Source organism: Sphingomonas spermidinifaciens, from assembly GCF_002351485.1.
GTDB lineage: Bacteria > Pseudomonadota > Alphaproteobacteria > Sphingomonadales > Sphingomonadaceae > Sphingomonas > Sphingomonas spermidinifaciens.
In genome coordinates, this window is sequence record NZ_NWMW01000003.1 from 154065 (window position 1) to 171377 (window position 17313).

Sequence of the window (17313 nt, forward strand, 5' to 3'; positions counted from 1 at the left end):
TGTTCCTGCGCGGTGACAGGATCCATCATGAGCCGGGCTTCGCTGAACCAGCCCGGCTTCATATCCGGCGGGTCCTTCGAAGCGGACGCTTACGTTCTCGCGGTCAATTTCGAGGGAAGCACGTCATTCTAAACGGACGGAGGCCCCACCCGGACAGCCGCGCCGTGTCGATACGGGTCAAGGACTGCTTTGCCAACATCGTCACACTGGCTGCCGGAAGCCGGCTGTCGCAGACACGGTCTGTAAAGCTGGAGCGGGTGAAGGGAATCGAACCCTCGTCGTAAGCTTGGGAAGCTTCTGCTCTACCATTGAGCTACACCCGCGACGCTTGCGCGCCATAGCCGGGTGCGGAGGGTCAATGCAAGACCGTCCACACCCGGCCACGCATTACCAGATGCGCACCCGCTGCGGCGCTGCGAGATAGAGCTTCGAGCCCGGTGCGGGCTGGAACGCCGGATACCAGGGGTCGAGGTTTCGGACGATCCAGGCGCGCTGCTGCGAAGGCGAATGCGGGTCGGTCAGCAGCCGGTTGCGCAAGTCCGCCTCGCGATAGTTGCGCCGCCATACCTGCGCCCAGCCGAGATAGAAGCGCTGGTCGGCGGTGAAGCCGCCCACCGTCGGCGGCACCTTGCCGCCTAGCGATGCCAGATAAGCGTCGTGTGCAACCGTCAGCCCGGCAAGGTCGGCGACATTCTCGCCCAGCGTCAGCGCACCCTTCAGCTTCATGCCCGGGAGCGGTTCGTAGGCGTCGTACTGCGCCACCAGCGCGTCGGTGCGCTGCTTGAACGCGGCGACGTCGGCGGGCGTCCACCAGTCGGTCAGGCGCCCCTCGGCATTGTACTTGGCGCCCTGGTCATCGAAATGATGGCTCAGTTCATGGCCGATCACCGCGCCGATGCCGCCATAATTAACGGCCGGATCGGCATTGGGGTCGAAGAAGGGCGGCTGCAGGATCGCGGCGGGAAACACGATCTCGACCATGCCGAAATTGGCATAGGCGTTGACCGTCATTGGCGTCATCCCCCACTCCCAGCGCTGGAGCGGCTTGCCGAGATGGCCGACATTCCATGCGTGCGCCCATTCGGCCGCCCGCACCTTGTTGCCGAAGGCGTCGCCGGCGACGATCTCAAGGTCGGAGTAATCGCGCCAGCGGTCGGGATAGCCGATCTTCGGCGTGAAGGCGGCGAGCTTGGCATGCGCCTTTGCCTTGGTCTCGGGCGCCATCCAGTCGAGCCGGTCGATGCGCCGGTCCATCGCGGCGATCACGTTCTTGACCAGCGTGTCCGCCGCCGCCTTGGTTTCGGGCGGAAAGTAGCGCGCGACATAGACTTTGCTCACCTCGTCGGCGAGCGCGTCGCTGGTGAAGCCGACGGCGCGCTTCCACCGCGCCTCCTGCTCGGGCGTGCCCGAAAGGACGGTGCCTTTGAACGCGAAGACCGCATCGTCGATCGCCGCGGGCAGGACGTCGGCATATTCCTCGAGGCTGCGGACGATCAACTGGTCGCGCAGGACCGAAACCGGCGTCGCGGCGATCAGCTTCGCCTCGCCGGCGAGGGCGGTCGGCTGGGCGACGATCAGTTCGCTTACCGGCGTGCCGATACCGCGCAGATAGGCGGCGAAGTCGAAGCCCGGCGCCGTGCGCGCCAGCTCGTCGACGGTCATCTTGTTGTAGACCTTGTCGCGGTTGCGGCTTTCGACCCGCGTCCAGTGCGCGCGCGCGATACCCGTCTCGAAGTCGAGAATCGCTTTGGCGCGGGCCGCCGCATCACCCTCCCCCGCCAGCGTCAGGATACGGGCGAGATGCGCCTGATAGGCCGTGCGCGCCTCGACCAGCTTGGCATCGCTCGAGAGATAATAATCGCGATCGGGCATCCCCAGCCCGCCCTGCGACAGGCGGACGACATAGGTTTCGGGTGCCTTGTCGTCCTGACCGACATAGCTGCGCACAGGGACGGCGATGCCCATGCGATCGGCCTGGGCAAGCAGGGCGGGGTAGCCGCGCTTGTCGGTAAGCGCCTTGATCCGGGCGAGCCACGGCTGGACGGGCGCAAGTCCCTTCGCGTCGATCGCCGGACGGTCGAGATAGGCGGCATAAGCTATGCCGATCTTTGAATTGCCCTGCGCCCGCGCCGCCTCCAGAAGGCCGCGGGTCCGCTCGGTCGACAGGTCGGCGAGCACGCTGAACATGCCATAATTCGACTTGTCGGCGGGGATCGGCGTGCGCGCCGCCCAGCCGCCATTGGCGAACGCATAAAAGTCTTCACCAGGCGCGACCGAGCGGTCCATGCCGGCCACGTCGAAACCAAAGGTGCCGATCTGCGGCTTGGCGGCGGCGGCACTGGCCTGATCGGGGCCGGCCCCCGAGCGGTCCGTGGTCGTGCACGCGGCGACCAGCGAGACCGAGGCTAGCAACACACTGGTACGGATAAGCTTTCCCATGAACATCCCACTCGTTCGGGTTCCCGATCGGGATGTAGACCGAAGCGCCTGCCCGGCCAAGATCGTTACGAACAGTACCATCGACGCGAGTGTCGAGGCATCATGGGCGCAGCGGTATCTGCTCCAGCTCGAACAGCCGGTCGACCTCCATCACCAGCTCGCGGAGGTGAAAGGGCTTGGACAGGACGCGCGCCTGCGGCATCGCCTTGCCTGCCTTCAGCGTCACCGCGGCGAAGCCGGTGATGAACATCACGCGCATCTCGGGCGCGATCTCGCCCGCGCGCTGCGCCAGCTCGATCCCGTCCATCTCGGGCATCACGATATCTGTCAGCAGCAGGTCGAACCGTTCCGCCTCGATCAGCGGCAGCGCCGCGGTCCCGCGATCGACGGCACTGACGAGGTAGCCCGCGCGTTCCAGCGCACGCGTCAGATATTCGCGCATCACCGTATCGTCTTCGGCGAGCAGAATTCGGTACATCGTCACCCCTTCGATCGAGGCGTTCGTGTATGTCCAAAGCCCTTAAGATTTTCCAGCCACGACGCCCGGACTGCGACGGACCGATTGCCGAGGCGGGCAAGGACGCATAGCGTGCTGTCCGTGACCGACGCCCCTTCGCGCAGCTTCGATCTTCATGGCCCCGCCACGCCCGACAGCCCCGTGGTGCTCAGCGTGCCACATGCCGGGCGCGACTATCCGCGCGAGTTGATCGACGCGCTGCGCGTCCCGCTGGCGGCGCTGCTGCCGCTCGAAGATCGGCACGTCGACGCGATCGCCCATGCGGCGCGGCGCGGCGAAACGATGATGGTCGCGCGCCGGCCGCGCGCGTGGATCGATCTCAACCGGTCGGAACGGGAGCGCGATCCGCTGGTCGACGACGGAGTAACGCCGCATGCCGCGCCGCAACCTTCGATCAAGCTGCGCAGCGGCCTTGGCCTCGTGCCGCGGCGGGTGGCGCCGGCGGGCGAGCTTTGGCGCGGACGGTTCGCGGGCAAGGCAATCGAGCGACGGATCGCGGAGGACCACCGGCCCTACCACGAAACGCTCGGCGCGTTGCTCGAGGCAGCGCGCGCACGCTTCGGGATCGCGATTCTGATCGACCTTCATTCCATGCCGACGCTTGGGGTTGGCGGCGCGCAAATCGTGCTTGGCGACCGGTTCGGTCGCGCCGCCGCGAGTCCCATCGTGTCGATCGCCGAGGCGGCGGCACGCGCTCACGGCTTTCACACCGCGCTCAATACGCCCTACGCAGGCGGCCATATCCTCGAGCGGCACGGTGCGCCCGCGCGCGACGTGCACGCCATTCAGGTCGAGATCGACCGGCTGCTCTATCTCGATCCGCTCACGCTCGAGCCGGGTCCGGGCCTCGTCCGTATGGCTGCGATGCTGCGCGCGATGATCGACGCGCTCGCCGATCTCGCCCTTCCCCGCCTCGCCGCCGCGGAATAGCGCGCAATAAAAAACCAGCCGATGCTGAAAGCACCGGCTGGCCAAGGTTCAGGGAGGAGACACGCCCGGAGGCGTGTCATACGGCCCAGCGAAAGGGGGGACACCAGACCGTACAAGTCGAATATAGGCGCCCGGACCTGTGGCGCAAGAGGCACGCTCAAGGAAAAAGTTTGCGTCCGAAAACGAACGCCCCGAACCGTTGCCGGTCCGGGGCGAAGTGTGTTCGTTCGGTGATCCGAGTGGAAAGTCAGCCGCTTGAACAGGCCCGAAGCCACTCTTGGAGCGGGCGGGCAGAACGCAGACGCTCCTCACCCGCCCGTTCAGTTGGTCGCGAGCGGCACCGGCTGCTGCGGCATCTTGCCCTGGCGCATCTGCTTGGCGAACACGTCCCGCATCAGGCTCAGGGAGAAGAGGTGGGCATAGATGAGCGGAAGCATGCCGTTCTGCTGCATTTTGCGCAGCTGGTCGCCGCGCAGATCGTTGAGCTTGGCTTCGTCGATCATCTGGAAGCCGCGGTAGACGAAGGGCTGCGCACCCTCGGGCTGGATCGAGATCTCGCCATCCATCAGCAGGCCTTGGCCCTTGAGCTCGGCCATGAATGCGCTGGTGCGCTGACCGGCCTGCTCGAACTGCTCGGCAAAGCTCAGGATGCCGCGCGTCAGTTCGGTCGGCTCGCCATTCTCGAACAGCTTCTCGCCATCCTCGAACGCCCCGATCGTGTCCGACGTCGGATCGAAGCAGAGCGACAGCTCCTCGCTCTCCGGCCGCAGCCGCGCGAGCATGTAGGGATAGCGACGGACATAGGCCGGAATGTAGGTCTCTTCGTCGAGCAGCTTGCCGTCGGCGTCGAGGAAGGTGTTCACCCCCTCGTTCAGACCCATCAGCGCCAGCGGCACGGGGTCGTCGCCGACCGAGAAGACGATCGGCATACGGCGCTGGACCAGCGGGAACTCCTCGACCGTCAGCGGCACCGCGTGATGATTTGCCAGGAACGGCGCGGTGTTCGCCGGGCGCACCCGGAACTCGGCATGGTCGACGCTCGAGAGCGCGGCAAGCTGATTGTAGAAAAGCGGAAGCTGTCCCTGCGGCGCGCTGGCCATCATACTCTCCTGGTATTCGCAAAGTCGGCGGTCCCGTACCGCCCGGTTCGACGCGCGCGTCTAGGTCGGCTGGCTGCCGGGCGCAAGGTTGACCAGCTTGCCGGGGTTGAAAAGCCCCTGCGGGTCGAACGCCGACTTTATGCCCCTCAATGCAGCAAGATGGGCGGGCGGGGACAGCCGTTCAAGCTCGCCGAGCTTCATCTGGCCGATGCCGTGCTCGGCCGAGATCGAGCCGCCTGCCGCCACGACGAGGTCGTGCACCATCCGCGTCGCGCGCGGCGCAACGTCGCCATACCATTGCTCGGCGGACATGCCGGCGGGCGCACGGACGTGAAAATGGACGTTGCCATCGCCAAGATGGCCGAAGCCGCTCGCATGACTGCCGGGAAACGCCGCCTCGAGCGCGGCGGCCGCCTCGACCATGAAGCGCGGCATGACGGGCACGGGCACCGAGATGTCGTGCTGCGCTGCCGGCCCGGCCGCCCGCTCGGCCTCCGACAGCGAATCGCGGAGGCGCCAAAAGGCTTCGGCCTGCGCCTCGTTCGCCGCCAGTACCGCGTCGGCCACCAGCCCTGCCTCGATCGCTTCGTCCAGCAGCGCGGTCAGCGTCTCGGCAAGCGGCGCCTCGGCGTCGCCGCTCGCCGCCTCGATCAGGACATGCCAGGGATGATCGCCGGCCAGCGGCGCACGGGTGCCGGGGATATGCTCGACGACGAGCTTCAGCGACGCGCCGGGAATGATCTCGAAGCTCTCGATCGTCGGCGTGCGCGCCTCCATCCGGCGGAGCAGCGCCAGCGCATCCTCCGGGCTGGCGACGCCTGCCCAGCCGACCGCGCGCGCTGCCACCGCGGGCACCAGCGTCAGCGCGGCGGCGGTCACAAGGCCCAGCGTCCCTTCCGCCCCCACCAGCAGCTGATTGAGGTCGTAGCCGCGATTATCCTTTTTGAGGGCGGACAGGCCGTCATGGATTGATCCGTCGGGCAGCACCGCTTCGACGCCCGCGACCAGCCGCCGCATCGTCCCGAAGCGCAACACCTGCGTGCCCCCCGCGTTGGTCGAGACGAGCCCTCCGATCGTTGCCGACCCGCGCGCGCCGAGTGTCAGCGGAAAGCGCATCCCCCGCCCGCCCGCCGCCTCGTGAAGCTCGGCAAGGATCACCCCTGCCTCCGCCACCGCGAGTCCGCCGGCCGGATCGAGCGAGCGGATCGCGCGCATCCGCCGCGTCGACAGGATCAGCGCCGATCCGTCACCGGGCGGCGTCGCGCCGCCGACCATCGAGGTATTCCCCCCCTGCGGCACCAGCGCGACGCCGAGCGCGCGCGCCTCGCATACGATCGCCGCCGCCTCTGCGGTACTCGCGGGCGACAGGATCGCCGGCGCCTGTCCATGATAGCGTCCACGCCAGTCGGTCAGCCATGGGGCGATGTCGGTCGGGTCGGTCACCGCCGCGCGCGCACCGCCGAACCGGCGGGCCGCGGCGACAAGCTCGGTCTGGGCTGGCGTCATGGTAGCGGCGGCGGTAGCATGGGTGAACGCCGACGCCAATTCATCGGCCGTTCAATCCGCGCGCGGCAACCCTACATGTCCGCTTCGATGGTGAGTTTGTTGTTCGATCTGCTCCTTCTGCCGTTGCTGTCGTCATCGGCGCCTGGCTTTCAGGCGCAGGTCGCACGCACGGCGCCGGTGGGCAGCCGCACCCAGATCCGCATCGAACGGCACGTGATCGTCCGCGTACCGCGCATGAGCGTGGCGCCGGGCGTCGTCACCACCGCCGCCGCTGCGCCGCTGCCGCCGATCAGCTGGAGCGAGCGACGCGCCGAGCAATGCGTGCCGGTCCGCGCGCTCGCGGGCGCTTCGATCACGCGGCCCGACAGCGTCGATCTCGTCCTTTCGGGCGGCCGCCGGATGCGTGCGCGGCTTGATGACGACTGTCCCGCGCTCGGCTTCTATTCGGGCTTCTACCTGCGCCCGCCTGCCGACGGCCAGATCTGCGCCAAGCGCGACTCGATCCGGTCGCGGTCGGGCGGCGAATGCCGGATCGAGGGGCTTCGAACGCTCGTTCCCTCCCGCTGAAACCGCCGCCGGACTTGACTTTCGGCCGCAAATCCGCAAGCGGCCTTGGGGTCGCGGCCATGGTTTTGGAGCCGCTTTTCCGGACAATTGCATGAACTTTGCCGATCTCGGCCTTTCAGACGAACTCCTGCGCGCCGTGACCGAGGCGGGCTATAGCGAGCCGACGCCTATTCAGGCGAGCGCGATCCCCTCGGTGCTGATGATGCGCGACCTGATCGGCATCGCTCAGACGGGGACCGGCAAGACTGCCAGCTTCGTCCTGCCGATGATCGACATCCTGTCGCAGGGGCGCACGCGCGCGCTAATGCCGCGCAGCCTGATCCTCGAGCCGACGCGCGAACTCGCAGCACAGGTGGCCGAGAACTTCGAGAAGTACGGCAAGTACAACAAGCTCTCGATGGCGCTGCTGATCGGCGGCGTCCAGATGGGCGACCAGGTCAAGGCGCTCGAGAAGGGCGTCGACGTACTGATCGCGACGCCCGGCCGGCTGATGGATCTGTTCGAGCGTGGCAAGATCCTGCTCACCGGCTGCGAGCTCCTCGTCATCGACGAGGCGGATCGGATGCTCGACATGGGTTTCATTCCCGATATCGAGACGATCTGCTCGAAGCTGCCCAAGACGCGCCAGACCCTGCTCTTCTCGGCGACGATGCCGCCTCCGATCAAGAAGCTCGCCGATAAGTTCCTGAGCAATCCCAAGACGATCGAGGTATCGCGCCCGGCGAGCACCAATCTTGATATCACCCAGCGCCTGGTGCCTGTTCGGGCCGACAAGAAGCGCGAGGTGCTGCGCACGCTTCTGAACGCCGAGGATGTGCGCACCGCGATCATCTTCTGCAATCGCAAGACGACGGTGCGCGAGCTCAACAAGTCGTTGCGAGCTAATGGCTTCCAGTCGAGCGAGATCCATGGCGACATGGACCAGCCCGCGCGCCTCGCCGAACTTGATCGCTTCAAGCGCGGCGACGTCAACATCCTCGTCGCCAGCGACGTCGCGGCACGCGGCCTCGACATCAAGGGCGTCAGCCACGTCTTCAACTTTGACGCGCCCTGGCACCCCGACGACTATGTCCACCGCATCGGCCGCACCGGCCGCGCGGGCGCCAAGGGCGCGGCTTTCACCTTCGTGACGAGCGAAGATGCCGAGAACATCGCCAATATCGAGAAGCTGACGGGCCAGACGATCGAGCGCATCGCGGCGCCTGGCCGCGAGGCGGCGGACGAGCCTGCCGCCGAGCGGCCGCGCCGCGAGCGGGCGCCGCGGCGCGAGAAGCCGGTCGAGGCGTCGGCCACGCGCGAGCCCGAGCCCCACCGCGAGATCGGCGCCCGCGACGCGCGCCGCGACGCCGCCCCCGAACTCAAGCGCGAACGAGGCGGCCGGCGCGATCGCCGCCGCGAGCGCGGCGACGAGGATGGCGACGATGGCGGCTGGAACGGCCCGATCCCGGCGTTCCTCGACGTCACGCTCGGCCGCTGAGCCACGCGGCGATGACCCGCGCGTTCGAGCGCACGCCGACGGTCGCGATCGAAAGTCCGTGCATCCTCGTCTGCACGCTCGATACCGCGAGCGGCCTGTGCCTTGGATGCGGCCGCACGAGCGACGAGATCGCCTCCTGGACGCGGTTGTCGCCCGCAGCCAGACGCGCCGTGATGGCCGAATTACCCCAGCGCCTCGCGCGCCTTGAGCGTTAAAATATCCTCCAAAACCGTGTCGATTCTAACCGATCGATAACCAGCCACGCGGTACCGAGGCGATCGTGAAAAGCGATCCTCCGACCCCGCCCGTTCGCCTGCCGGTCGATCGCCTCGCGCTGCTGGGCCTTCGCGATGGAGCGGACGGCTGCGACTGGGCCCGGATACGCGGCAGCCAGCTGAGCACGGGCGGTCATTTCGCGATGCCATTGCTGGCGGCGAACGCGCTGTGCGCGGGCGTGCTCGTCGCGCTGCTGTCGGGACAGGTCCCCCTTTGGCAACTGCTCGCCTGGGCAAGCGCCGTCGCCGCGGCCGCGCTGGTCGTCGCCTTTCGCCGGCTGTCGAGCGGCAACCGCACGCTGGTGACGGCGACGCTCGGAATGGTTCGCGGCACCGCGCTCGACGGGCTGCTGCTCGCGCTGGTCTGGTCGCTTATGCCGCTGGTCTTCGCCGGACAGGCAAGGGGTGATGCGGCGCTGGGCCTATGGATGACGCTGGTCATCCTGATGACCGCTTCGACGGTGGCGATCGTGTCGCTGCCGCTGGCCGGCATCGCCTTTCTGGCAACGCTCGGATCTTCGATGGCGCTGTCGCTCGCCCTGTCGGGACACCCCTCGCTCGCGCTTGCGGCGCTGGTGTTTGCGGCGCTGCTCGGCGTGATCTGCGTGGGTCGCGCACGCGCCCTGATCCTCGTGCGCGCGCAGGATCTCGCGCTCGCCGAGCGCGACGAGACGGTGAGCCTGTTGCTCCGCGAGTTCGAGGAGAGCACCGCCGACTGGCTGTGGGAGATCGACGCCCAGCGCCGGATCGTCCGCGCGAGCGCGCGCTTCGGCCTGACGCTCGGTCGCGAGCCGGCACAACTCGACGGGCTGCCGCTTCTTCAGGTGCTCGCCGGTACCGACTGGGAATCGGGCAACGTCGCCCCGACCCTGCGCACCCTGGCCGACAAGCTCAAGGCGCGCGAGGCGTTCCGCGACCTGCTAGTTCAGGTCGATATCGCTGGCGAGAAACGCTGGTGGCAGCTCGCGGCCAACCCGCGCCACGATGAGGGCGGCGCGTTCGTCGGCTTTCGCGGCGTCGGCTCGGACGTGACAGAGGCGCGCCAATCGACCGACCGCATCGCGCGGATGGCGCGCTACGACACGCTGACCGGCTTGCCCAACCGCCTGCTCATCAATGAGGCGCTGGGCCATGCCATGTCGGAGGCCGACAAGTGGGGCTCGCGCTGCGCCTTCATGATGATCGACCTCGACCGGTTCAAGGCGGTCAACGACACGCTCGGCCACCCTGTCGGTGATCGCCTGCTCGGTCGCGTCTCGGAGCGGCTGCGCGAGATGATGACCGACAACGAGATCATCGGCCGCCTGGGCGGCGACGAATTCGCCGTCGTCGTCCGCGACGCGCGCGATACCGAGCGGCTGGAAACGCTGGCGCGCACGATCATCGCCAAGCTGTCGCGCCCCTATGAGGTCGATCAGCACACCCTCTATATCGGTGCCAGCGTCGGCCTGGCCGTCGGCCCGCGTGACGGGCGCACGGCGGAGATGCTCGTTCGTTCGGCCGACCTCGCTCTCTATCGCTCAAAGGATGCGGGCGGCGGCGTCTTCCACTCCTACGAGCCGCAGCTCCACGTCGCCGCGGAGGAACGCCGAATTCTCGAGATCGCGCTGCGCAGTGCGCTCCAGAACGACGAACTTCATCTCAATTTCCAGCCCGTCGTCGATACCGCGGCGGGCTCGCTCACCGGGTTCGAGGCGCTGCTGCGCTGGACGCATCCCGATTTCGGCCCGGTCAGTCCGTCCAAGTTCATCCCTCTCGCCGAGGATGCGCGCTTGATTGCGCCGATCGGCGAATGGGTGCTGCGCCGCGCCTGTGCCGAAGCGGCGCACTGGGACGAGTCGATCCGCATCGCCGTCAACGTCTCGTCCGAGCAGTTGCACAACCCCGCTTTCGTTTCGGTCGTCGCGCAGGCGCTCGGCCAGTCGGGCCTCCGTCCCGAGCGGCTCGAACTCGAAGTCACCGAAAGCGTGTTCCTGCGTGAGGGGACCGGTGCGGTGCGCGTGCTCGAGCAGATCCTCGAGCTCGGTTGCCGCCTCAGCCTCGACGATTTCGGCACCGGCTATTCCTCGCTCGGCTATCTTTCGCGCACGCGCTTCTCGACGATCAAGATCGACCGCAGCTTCGTGCAGGCGGCGGCGAACGGCGGGCGCGAGGCGACGGCGATCATCCGCGCCGTCGTTGCGCTGGCCGACTCGCTCGGCATGACAACGACGGCGGAGGGAGTCGAGACCGAGGACGAGCACCGGGTGGTCGGGGCGCTGGGCTGCGGCAAGGCACAGGGCTTTTACTTCGGGCGCCCGCTGCCGCTCAATGAAGCGCGCACGCTTGCCACGAACAGCAAGGGCGGCAACAGCGCCGCCGCCTGAGCGCGAAAGCGCGCTTGCCGCCGGGCCGGTCGCGCGCTAAAGCCGCGCTCCGGCTGCAGGAGTGTAGCTCAGTTGGTAGAGCATCGGTCTCCAAAACCGAGGGCCCACGGTTCGAGTCCGTGCACTCCTGCCAGCCGTCTCCCCATCGACGGCGTCTTCCCGTTCAAACTGGCGAAAGCCGATCCGCGCCATGAGCGGCCCCGACCATGTCGGGAGCAAGCCATGTCCGAACCCACCCCCTCCCCCACCCGCCGCACGCTGATCGGCCTGATCGCGGCGGCGCCCATCGCCGCACTCGCCGCCTGCGCGACCCCGCTCGGCGGCATTTCTCCCGAGGAGGGTGTCCAGCGGCTGTTGACCGCCGCCAGCCAGGCGGCGTTCGCGCGTCTGATCCAGCCGGGTGGCTTCTACGACGATCAGCTGACGCGGCTGGCGTTGCCGACGCCGGGCGAGGGGCGCGGCGGGGCGGTGCTGGCGGCGGTATTGAGGACGCAGGCGGTGCAGCGGCGGCTGGCGATGGCGGTCAACGACATTGCCGTTGATGCCGCTGACCGGGCAGCACCGATCGTCTACGACTCGATCCGCCGCATGTCGTTCGCCGACGCCGTCTCGATCCTGCGCGGCGGCCCGACCGCGGCGACCGACCTGCTTCGCCGCGAGACAGGCGGCGCGCTGGTCGAGGCGATGTTTCCCGAGTTCACCGCGGGGCTGCGCGGCGATGCGTTCGAGATCCTGACCGCCGCGCTCGCCGCCCAGTCGGGCTTCGATATCGGCGCGGTCGCGAACACCATCTCGCGCCAGGCGAGCGACTCGATCTTCCGCGCGATCGGCCGCGAGGAAGCGGCGATCCGCGCCGAGCCGGAGCGCACTCGCGACCCGCTGCTGATCGCACTGCTGCGGGGTGGCGTGCTTTAGGGCCACTCCGCCGTCACAAGCCGTTACTCGGACGAAAGCGGGGAACCGCTCGACCTATGCCGCCAGCGACCCCAGCTTTCGCCGGGGTGCGCACATCGGGAGCCAGGCTCAGTAGGTGACGATCTTCACCTTGTCGCCCGCGCGCACCGCATCGCCCCTGCCCAGCCGGTTGAGCACCTGAAAGCGTTCGACCGGCGCGTCGGTATAGGCCATGCGCCGGGCGAGACTCTGCACCGTCTCACCTTGCTTCACCGTGATGACGCGCAGGTAGCGGGGGCGAGCGGCGCGGTTGTCTTCGGCGGTCATTCGGCGGAACGAGTCGATCATCGGCGCGAACGCCGCCACGCCGCGTCCGGCCGGCGTGACGATCGAAAAATGATAGGCTTGTCGCGCGTCAGTCGCATAGGCGACGATCGTCACGTCTACCTGCGTTTGCCCGCTCGATCCGCGCACCGTCGTCACCGCCGCGGGAAAGCCGCCGATCGTCATCCGCTCGACCGCCGGCTGCGCGTTGGTCGCGCCGAGGCCGCGCAGCACCGCGCCGACATAGCGTTCCAGATTGCCGTCATAGGCGCCCGCCGCGAACTGCGCCTGGCCGCCCTGCCCGCTGATGCTCACTGCCTTGGCCCCGTTCTGCATCGTATAGCCCGCGGGCACGGTGAAGGCGACGCGGCCTGGGGGATAGAGGAAGCTCTGCCCCTCGATCACGCCCTGCTTCGGATCGTCGCCATAGAGAAGGCCGTCGATCGCCGCGAGAAAGGCGTCGCGGTTGCGCATGCCCGTCGCCGGCCCGGCCTGTTGCGCGGCACGCTCGACCCGGGCGCCCGGATCGGGGTGCGTGCTCGCCCAGGCGGGCGTCGCCCGGGCATCGCCGCGCAACTGCTGCTCGAGCGCGGTCTGCGACGCGAGCGCGTCGAGCATCGAGGCCATCGCCTCCGGATCGTAGCGCGCACGGCGCAGGTAATTGATGCCGAGATCGTCCGACTCGGTCTCCTGCTTGCGCGAATAGCCGAGCGTGAGAAGCTGCGCGCCGGTCCCCACGCCGCGGCCGAGCAGCTGGCCGAATCCCGAATTACCCGTCACCGCGCCTACCGCCAGCTGGCCGAGCGCGCCGAGGATCGAGTTGCGCTGCGCCACCCGCTGCCGCGACTGGCTGTGCCGCGCGGCGACATGGCCGACCTCATGTCCCAGCACCGCCGCCAGCTCCGCCTCGTCGTTCATCAGCGCGAGCAGCTGGCGCGTCACATAGATGTAGCCGCCGGGGATCGCGAAGGCATTGTTGACCGGGCTGTTGAGCAGCGTCACGTCGAACGCGCCGGGATTTGACGAGAGCCCCGATTGCGTCGCGATCCGCCGGCCCACGCCCTCGACATAGGTCGCGGCCCGTCCACTCATCCGGCCGCCATATTCGGCGACGATGCCGGCATTGGCCCTGGCCCCCTGCTGCCGCTCGGCCGGGGTGATCGCCGCGGCCTGTCCGGCGGCAAGATCGGCGCGCTGCGCAGGTGCCGCGACGGGCGCCGCCAGCATCAGCGACGCGGTTGCAAGCCAGGCGCTCTTCTTCATCATCCACTCCAAACCCCGGTTTGCCCCGGCTAACGCCGCGCCATCCCGCCGGTTCCGGAACGATCCAGCCCTTGCCCCGCAGCCTTGCCAGCGCTATGTCCGGCGCTCAATCCGACAATCTGGATGGACTGCACCGACTTCCCCGAGGGAAACGGGCAGCAGGCCCATGCCCGGTTGGCGGCCGATCAATCGAGGATCAGTGAAGTGGCCAAGACCAGTCCGTCCGAGTTCATCCGCCAGGTACGCGCCGAAACCGCAAAGGTGGTGTGGCCGACGCGGCGCGAAACGGTGATGACCGCGGTGATGGTGGTCATCATGACCTCGCTGCTCGCGATCTTCTTCCTGGGCGTCGACACCTTCTTCGACACCCTGGTCAAGTTCCTCCTCTCGCTCGCGCAAAAGGGATAATTCGACGATGGCGCGCTGGTACATCATCCACGCTTATTCGGGCTTCGAGAACAAGGTCCGCGATTCGATCATGTCGGAAGCGAACCGCATGGGCCTGGAGCGGCTGGTCGAGGCGATCGAGGTGCCGACCGAGCAGGTGACCGAGGTCCGCCGCGGCAAGAAGGTGCAGTCCGAGCGCAAGTTCATGCCCGGCTATGTCCTCGCCAAGCTTGAGCTCAACGACGACGTCTATCACCTCGTCAAGAACACGCCCAAGGTGACGGGCTTCCTCGGCTCGTCGGGCAAGCCGCAGCCGGTGAGCGACGCCGAAGCCGCGCGGATGCTCAATTCCAAGGAAGAGGCCGCCTCTGCGCCTAAGCAGAAGATCAAGGTCGATTTCGAGATCGGCGATTCGGTCAAGGTGCTGGACGGCCCGTTCGCCAGCTTCAACGGCCTCGTCGAGGAACTCGATTTCGACAAGGCAAAGGTCAAGGTCGCGGTGTCGATCTTCGGCCGCGCGACCCCGGTCGAACTCGACTTCGAGCAGGTCGAGCGCAGCAAGTAGTTGTCTTGGCCCCGCCGTGCACGATCGCGGCGGGGCACTTCTCCCCTTGCCGCCGCGCCCACGACCCGCGACAAGCGCCGCTCGAGTGAAGGGGAGTTCGAATGATCCTGTCGGACCGGTGGATTCGCGAAGCGGCGCAGGGCGGCATGATCGAGCCGTTCGTCGAGAGTCAGCGTCGCGAGGGCTGCATCAGCTATGGGCTGTCCTCCTATGGCTATGACGCGCGCGTTGCCGACGAGTTCAAGATTTTCACCAACGTCGATTCGGCGGTGGTCGACCCCAAGGATTTCGCCGCCAACAGCTTCGTCGATCGCAAGACCGACGTATGCATCATTCCGCCGAACAGCTTCGCGCTGGCCCGCACGGTCGAATATTTCCGGGTGCCGCGCGACGTGCTCGTCATCTGCCTCGGCAAGTCGACCTATGCGCGCTGCGGGATCATCGTGAACGTGACCCCGCTCGAACCCGAATGGGAGGGGCATGTGACGCTCGAATTCTCGAACACGACGCCGCTGCCGGCCAAGATTTATGCCAACGAAGGCGCCTGCCAGTTCCTGTTCCTGAAAGGCGAGCAGCCGTGCGAGACGAGCTATGCCGACCGCGCAGGCAAATATATGGGTCAGCGCGGCGTCACGCTGCCGCGGCTCTGACGGCGGTGACCGAAGACGTGCAGTTCGACGATCAGGCCCGCCACTATTTCGGCACCGATGACCTCGGCAGCGTGCCGCAGGACGCGCTGCTCGCCGGGATCGAGCGGATGCGGGTGGATCTGGGGCTCACCACCGATGCCTCGCACCGCTTCGCGCTCTGGACGATGCTCTACATGCTGGGCGCGGCACCCGATCTGGAGGCGACGTTCAAGCGAGCCGAGGATCGTGAGGCGGCACGCGACCTCATGGATATGCTCGACGCCGAGGACGAGGACTGAGGGCCCGGCTGTCAGCCTCCTTCTCCGGCTACTCGTCAGCCCGGACTTGATCCGGAGCACTGCTTAAGCGTCACCTCGCGTAGGCGCGGATGCCGATCAACTCCGAAGTAAGGCACGTGATAGCCGGCGCTTTGGCTTGGCCCCTCGCGCCGAGAAGATGCAGCGGCGCCGTCCCGCAACGCTGTGGCAGAGCGCGCCTATAGCGGGCGCGCCCTGCCCTGGCGTCAGCGAGCAGCCATCCGCTGTCGCTCGAGCTTCATCATTCCGCGCTTGGCGATCACATGCGAATCCTGCGCGAAGTCGGGGCGCAGCAGCAGTGACACGTTTTCGGCCTGCATGGCGCGCGCATACATCGCCTGCGCTGCGTCGAGCCGGTTGGTGCGCGCATAGATCGCCGCGAGATTGATGAGCAGTTCGGGCTTTGTCGGTTCGAGCGCGAGCTGCGCGCGCAGCGACGTCTCGGCCTCGGTGAAGTCGCCCGCCTCGATGGCGTTGTGGGCATAGGGGTCGGCCCGGTCCTGTGCCACGGCCGACGCCGCCGGGACGCCCAGCATCGCCGTGACAATGATTGCCTTGATCACACGCATTTCGTCATCCTTCACATGTCTGTTACGTGTCGCTTACGTGACACTTATATGACATGCGCGTTTCATTAGGATGACGCAATAGCCTGTTTAAGCGAGCGGTCGCTCGAGCCGACGATTGCAAGCTTCGCAATCGACACAAAAAAAGAGGCGGCCGAAGCCGCCTCTTGAAACGAGACTCATCCGAACGGATCAGAACTCGCGGTACTGCTCGTTTCCGATGAAGCCCAGCTTCGTGACGTTCGCCCGCTTGATGATCGCCAGCACCTGGTCGACGCGGTCATACTTCGCCTCGGCGTCGGGCTGGAAATGCAGCTCGGGCTGCGGGCTCATCTGCGCCGTCTGATCCAGATACTGGGTCAGCGTCACCTCGTTCACGGGCGCGCCATTCCAGCTCAGGTTCCCCTGCGGATCGATCACGATCTTGTTCTTGACCGGATCGACTTCCTGCGGACGATTGGTTGACGAGTCCTGCGGCAGGTCGACCTTCACCGCGTGCGTCTGGATGGGGATGGTGATGATGAACATGATGAGCAGCACGAGCATGACGTCGATCAACGGCGTCGTGTTCATTTCGCCCATCGGTTCACCGTCTTCGGTGCCACCGCTCATTGCCATGTTTCAGTCTCCTGTCGGGTCGCCGGCAATTACGCGCGGCGACCGCCGGTGCCCGCGGGCGGCTCTGAAATGAAGCCGACCTTGATGAAGCCCGCCTGCTGCATCTGATAGACGGTTCCGCCGATGCACCGGTACGGCGTGGTCACGTCGCCGCGGATATGCACTTCGGGAATGTCTTCAGGCGTCAGATTGGCGCCGAACCGGTCCACCACACCCTTCAGATTGGCGACGGCGCGGTCCTGCAGTTCCTGGCTGTTGACGCGGGTGGTGTTCCAATAGACCTCGCAGCTGCCGTCGGGCGCGCCGCGAACCGCAAGGTTGATGTTTTCGGGCTTGGTCGTGGTCGGCTCGAACTCGACCTTGGGCAACTGCACATCGACCGATTGCAGCACCACCGGCACCGCGATCAGGAAGATGATGAGGAGCACCAGCATCACGTCCACGAGCGGCGTGGTGTTGATGTCCGACATCACCCGCTCTTCCGTGCCGTTGCCTACGCTCATCGCCATATGCGAATTCCTATCCTAGTCTCATGTCCGGCTTGAGCGGCCGGTGGAGCGATACCAGATCCCG

The 17313-nt window shown here is 67.1% G+C and carries 18 protein-coding genes and 2 tRNA genes; 11 read left to right on the forward strand and 9 right to left on the reverse strand.

Features of this window, described 5'->3' with window-relative positions:
- Nucleotides 1-249: 249 nt before the first annotated feature.
- From COC42_RS16010 to cpdR, 3 genes are all read right to left on the reverse strand, one after another.
- Nucleotides 250-323: transfer RNA gene (locus tag COC42_RS16010), tRNA-Gly, on the reverse strand.
- A gap of 64 nt (nt 324-387) precedes the next feature.
- Entirely contained in the window at nt 388-2439 is a 2052-nt protein-coding gene (locus COC42_RS16015; protein ID WP_096344560.1) for a M13 family metallopeptidase, read from the reverse strand.
- 100 nt (nt 2440-2539) lie between these two features.
- Entirely contained in the window at nt 2540-2917 is a 378-nt protein-coding gene (gene cpdR, locus COC42_RS16020; RefSeq protein ID WP_096344377.1) for a cell cycle two-component system response regulator CpdR, read from the reverse strand.
- 120 nt (nt 2918-3037) lie between these two features.
- Here cpdR and COC42_RS16025 point away from each other — a divergent pair, with 120 nt between their 5' ends.
- Nucleotides 3038-3886: an N-formylglutamate amidohydrolase gene (locus COC42_RS16025; protein WP_096344561.1), complete on the forward strand. Its 849-nt coding sequence runs from the start codon at nt 3038-3040 to the stop codon at nt 3884-3886.
- Nucleotides 3887-4206: 320 nt separating this feature from the next.
- Here COC42_RS16025 and COC42_RS16030 read toward each other — a convergent pair whose 3' ends face one another.
- Nucleotides 4207-4986 (reverse strand): SapC family protein, encoded by a 780-nt coding sequence (locus COC42_RS16030; RefSeq protein WP_096344562.1) that lies wholly within the window; start codon nt 4984-4986, stop codon nt 4207-4209.
- A gap of 60 nt (nt 4987-5046) precedes the next feature.
- Entirely contained in the window at nt 5047-6492 is a 1446-nt protein-coding gene (locus tag COC42_RS16035; protein WP_096344378.1) for an FAD-binding oxidoreductase, read from the reverse strand.
- A 99-nt stretch (nt 6493-6591) separates the two neighbouring features.
- Here COC42_RS16035 and COC42_RS16040 point away from each other — a divergent pair, with 99 nt between their 5' ends.
- The 6 genes from COC42_RS16040 to COC42_RS16065 all read left to right on the forward strand — a co-directional run bounded on the left by COC42_RS16040 (nt 6592) and on the right by COC42_RS16065 (nt 12092).
- On the forward strand, nt 6592-7059 hold the full coding sequence (locus COC42_RS16040; RefSeq protein WP_141395872.1) for a hypothetical protein: 468 nt from the start codon (nt 6592-6594) through the stop codon (nt 7057-7059).
- A gap of 91 nt (nt 7060-7150) precedes the next feature.
- Entirely contained in the window at nt 7151-8536 is a 1386-nt protein-coding gene (locus tag COC42_RS16045) for a DEAD/DEAH box helicase (RefSeq protein ID WP_096344380.1), read from the forward strand.
- Nucleotides 8537-8547: 11 nt separating this feature from the next.
- On the forward strand, nt 8548-8751 hold the full coding sequence (locus tag COC42_RS16050) for a DUF1289 domain-containing protein (protein ID WP_096344381.1): 204 nt from the start codon (nt 8548-8550) through the stop codon (nt 8749-8751).
- Nucleotides 8752-8816: 65 nt separating this feature from the next.
- The gene (locus tag COC42_RS16055) at nt 8817-11177 is read left to right on the forward strand and encodes a putative bifunctional diguanylate cyclase/phosphodiesterase (protein ID WP_245844323.1); all 2361 of its coding nucleotides are present in this window, start codon (nt 8817-8819) and stop codon (nt 11175-11177) included.
- Nucleotides 11178-11234: 57 nt separating this feature from the next.
- Nucleotides 11235-11310 (forward strand) — tRNA-Trp (locus tag COC42_RS16060).
- A gap of 89 nt (nt 11311-11399) precedes the next feature.
- Complete coding sequence (locus COC42_RS16065; protein ID WP_096344383.1) at nt 11400-12092, forward strand: DUF4197 domain-containing protein; 693 nt, start codon at nt 11400-11402, stop codon at nt 12090-12092.
- A 108-nt stretch (nt 12093-12200) separates the two neighbouring features.
- Here the strand turns inward: COC42_RS16065 and COC42_RS16070 are convergent, their stop codons facing one another.
- Nucleotides 12201-13658, reverse strand: coding sequence for a M48 family metalloprotease (locus COC42_RS16070; protein ID WP_096344563.1), 1458 nt, complete (start codon nt 13656-13658; stop codon nt 12201-12203).
- A 204-nt stretch (nt 13659-13862) separates the two neighbouring features.
- Between COC42_RS16070 and secE the strand changes: the two genes are divergently transcribed.
- The 4 genes from secE to COC42_RS16090 all read left to right on the forward strand — a co-directional run bounded on the left by secE (nt 13863) and on the right by COC42_RS16090 (nt 15538).
- Nucleotides 13863-14066: a preprotein translocase subunit SecE gene (gene secE, locus COC42_RS16075; RefSeq protein WP_176484731.1), complete on the forward strand. Its 204-nt coding sequence runs from the start codon at nt 13863-13865 to the stop codon at nt 14064-14066.
- Between the two features lie 7 nt (nt 14067-14073).
- A complete protein-coding gene (nusG, locus tag COC42_RS16080; RefSeq protein ID WP_096344385.1) occupies nt 14074-14610 on the forward strand; it encodes a transcription termination/antitermination protein NusG in 537 nt (178 codons plus the stop codon).
- Between the two features lie 101 nt (nt 14611-14711).
- Nucleotides 14712-15260 (forward strand): dCTP deaminase, encoded by a 549-nt coding sequence (gene dcd, locus COC42_RS16085; RefSeq protein ID WP_096344386.1) that lies wholly within the window; start codon nt 14712-14714, stop codon nt 15258-15260.
- A gap of 17 nt (nt 15261-15277) precedes the next feature.
- Nucleotides 15278-15538, forward strand: a complete 261-nt coding sequence (locus COC42_RS16090) for a hypothetical protein (RefSeq protein ID WP_096344564.1) — start codon at nt 15278-15280, stop codon at nt 15536-15538.
- 224 nt (nt 15539-15762) lie between these two features.
- On the opposite strand, the gene COC42_RS16095 is transcribed toward COC42_RS16090, so the two are convergent.
- The 3 genes from COC42_RS16095 to COC42_RS16105 form a co-directional block, all read right to left on the reverse strand.
- Nucleotides 15763-16125 carry a tetratricopeptide repeat protein gene (locus COC42_RS16095; protein WP_096344387.1) on the reverse strand — a complete coding sequence of 121 codons (363 nt, stop codon included), beginning with the start codon at nt 16123-16125 and terminating at the stop codon, nt 15763-15765.
- Between the two features lie 189 nt (nt 16126-16314).
- Nucleotides 16315-16740: an ExbD/TolR family protein gene (locus COC42_RS16100; protein ID WP_096344388.1), complete on the reverse strand. Its 426-nt coding sequence runs from the start codon at nt 16738-16740 to the stop codon at nt 16315-16317.
- Between the two features lie 29 nt (nt 16741-16769).
- Entirely contained in the window at nt 16770-17249 is a 480-nt protein-coding gene (locus COC42_RS16105) for an ExbD/TolR family protein (protein WP_096344389.1), read from the reverse strand.
- Between the last annotated feature and the right edge of the window lie 64 nt (nt 17250-17313).

Excerpts from the sequence above, each read along its gene's own strand:
- COC42_RS16015 (WP_096344560.1), bottom strand. The coding sequence starts at position 2,439 with ATGGGAAAGCTTATCCGTACCAGTGTGTTGCTAGCCTCGGTCTCGCTG.
- cpdR (WP_096344377.1), bottom strand. The coding sequence starts at position 2,917 with ATGTACCGAATTCTGCTCGCCGAAGACGATACGGTGATGCGCGAATAT.
- COC42_RS16030 (WP_096344562.1), bottom strand. The coding sequence starts at position 4,986 with ATGGCCAGCGCGCCGCAGGGACAGCTTCCGCTTTTCTACAATCAGCTT.
- COC42_RS16035 (WP_096344378.1), bottom strand. The coding sequence starts at position 6,492 with ATGACGCCAGCCCAGACCGAGCTTGTCGCCGCGGCCCGCCGGTTCGGC.
- COC42_RS16045 (WP_096344380.1), top strand. The coding sequence starts at position 7,151 with ATGAACTTTGCCGATCTCGGCCTTTCAGACGAACTCCTGCGCGCCGTG.
- COC42_RS16050 (WP_096344381.1), top strand. The coding sequence starts at position 8,548 with ATGACCCGCGCGTTCGAGCGCACGCCGACGGTCGCGATCGAAAGTCCG.
- COC42_RS16065 (WP_096344383.1), top strand. The coding sequence starts at position 11,400 with ATGTCCGAACCCACCCCCTCCCCCACCCGCCGCACGCTGATCGGCCTG.
- COC42_RS16070 (WP_096344563.1), bottom strand. The coding sequence starts at position 13,658 with ATGAAGAAGAGCGCCTGGCTTGCAACCGCGTCGCTGATGCTGGCGGCG.
- nusG (WP_096344385.1), top strand. The coding sequence starts at position 14,074 with ATGGCGCGCTGGTACATCATCCACGCTTATTCGGGCTTCGAGAACAAG.
- dcd (WP_096344386.1), top strand. The coding sequence starts at position 14,712 with ATGATCCTGTCGGACCGGTGGATTCGCGAAGCGGCGCAGGGCGGCATG.
- COC42_RS16095 (WP_096344387.1), bottom strand. The coding sequence starts at position 16,125 with ATGCGTGTGATCAAGGCAATCATTGTCACGGCGATGCTGGGCGTCCCG.
- COC42_RS16100 (WP_096344388.1), bottom strand. The coding sequence starts at position 16,740 with ATGGCAATGAGCGGTGGCACCGAAGACGGTGAACCGATGGGCGAAATG.
- COC42_RS16105 (WP_096344389.1), bottom strand. The coding sequence starts at position 17,249 with ATGGCGATGAGCGTAGGCAACGGCACGGAAGAGCGGGTGATGTCGGAC.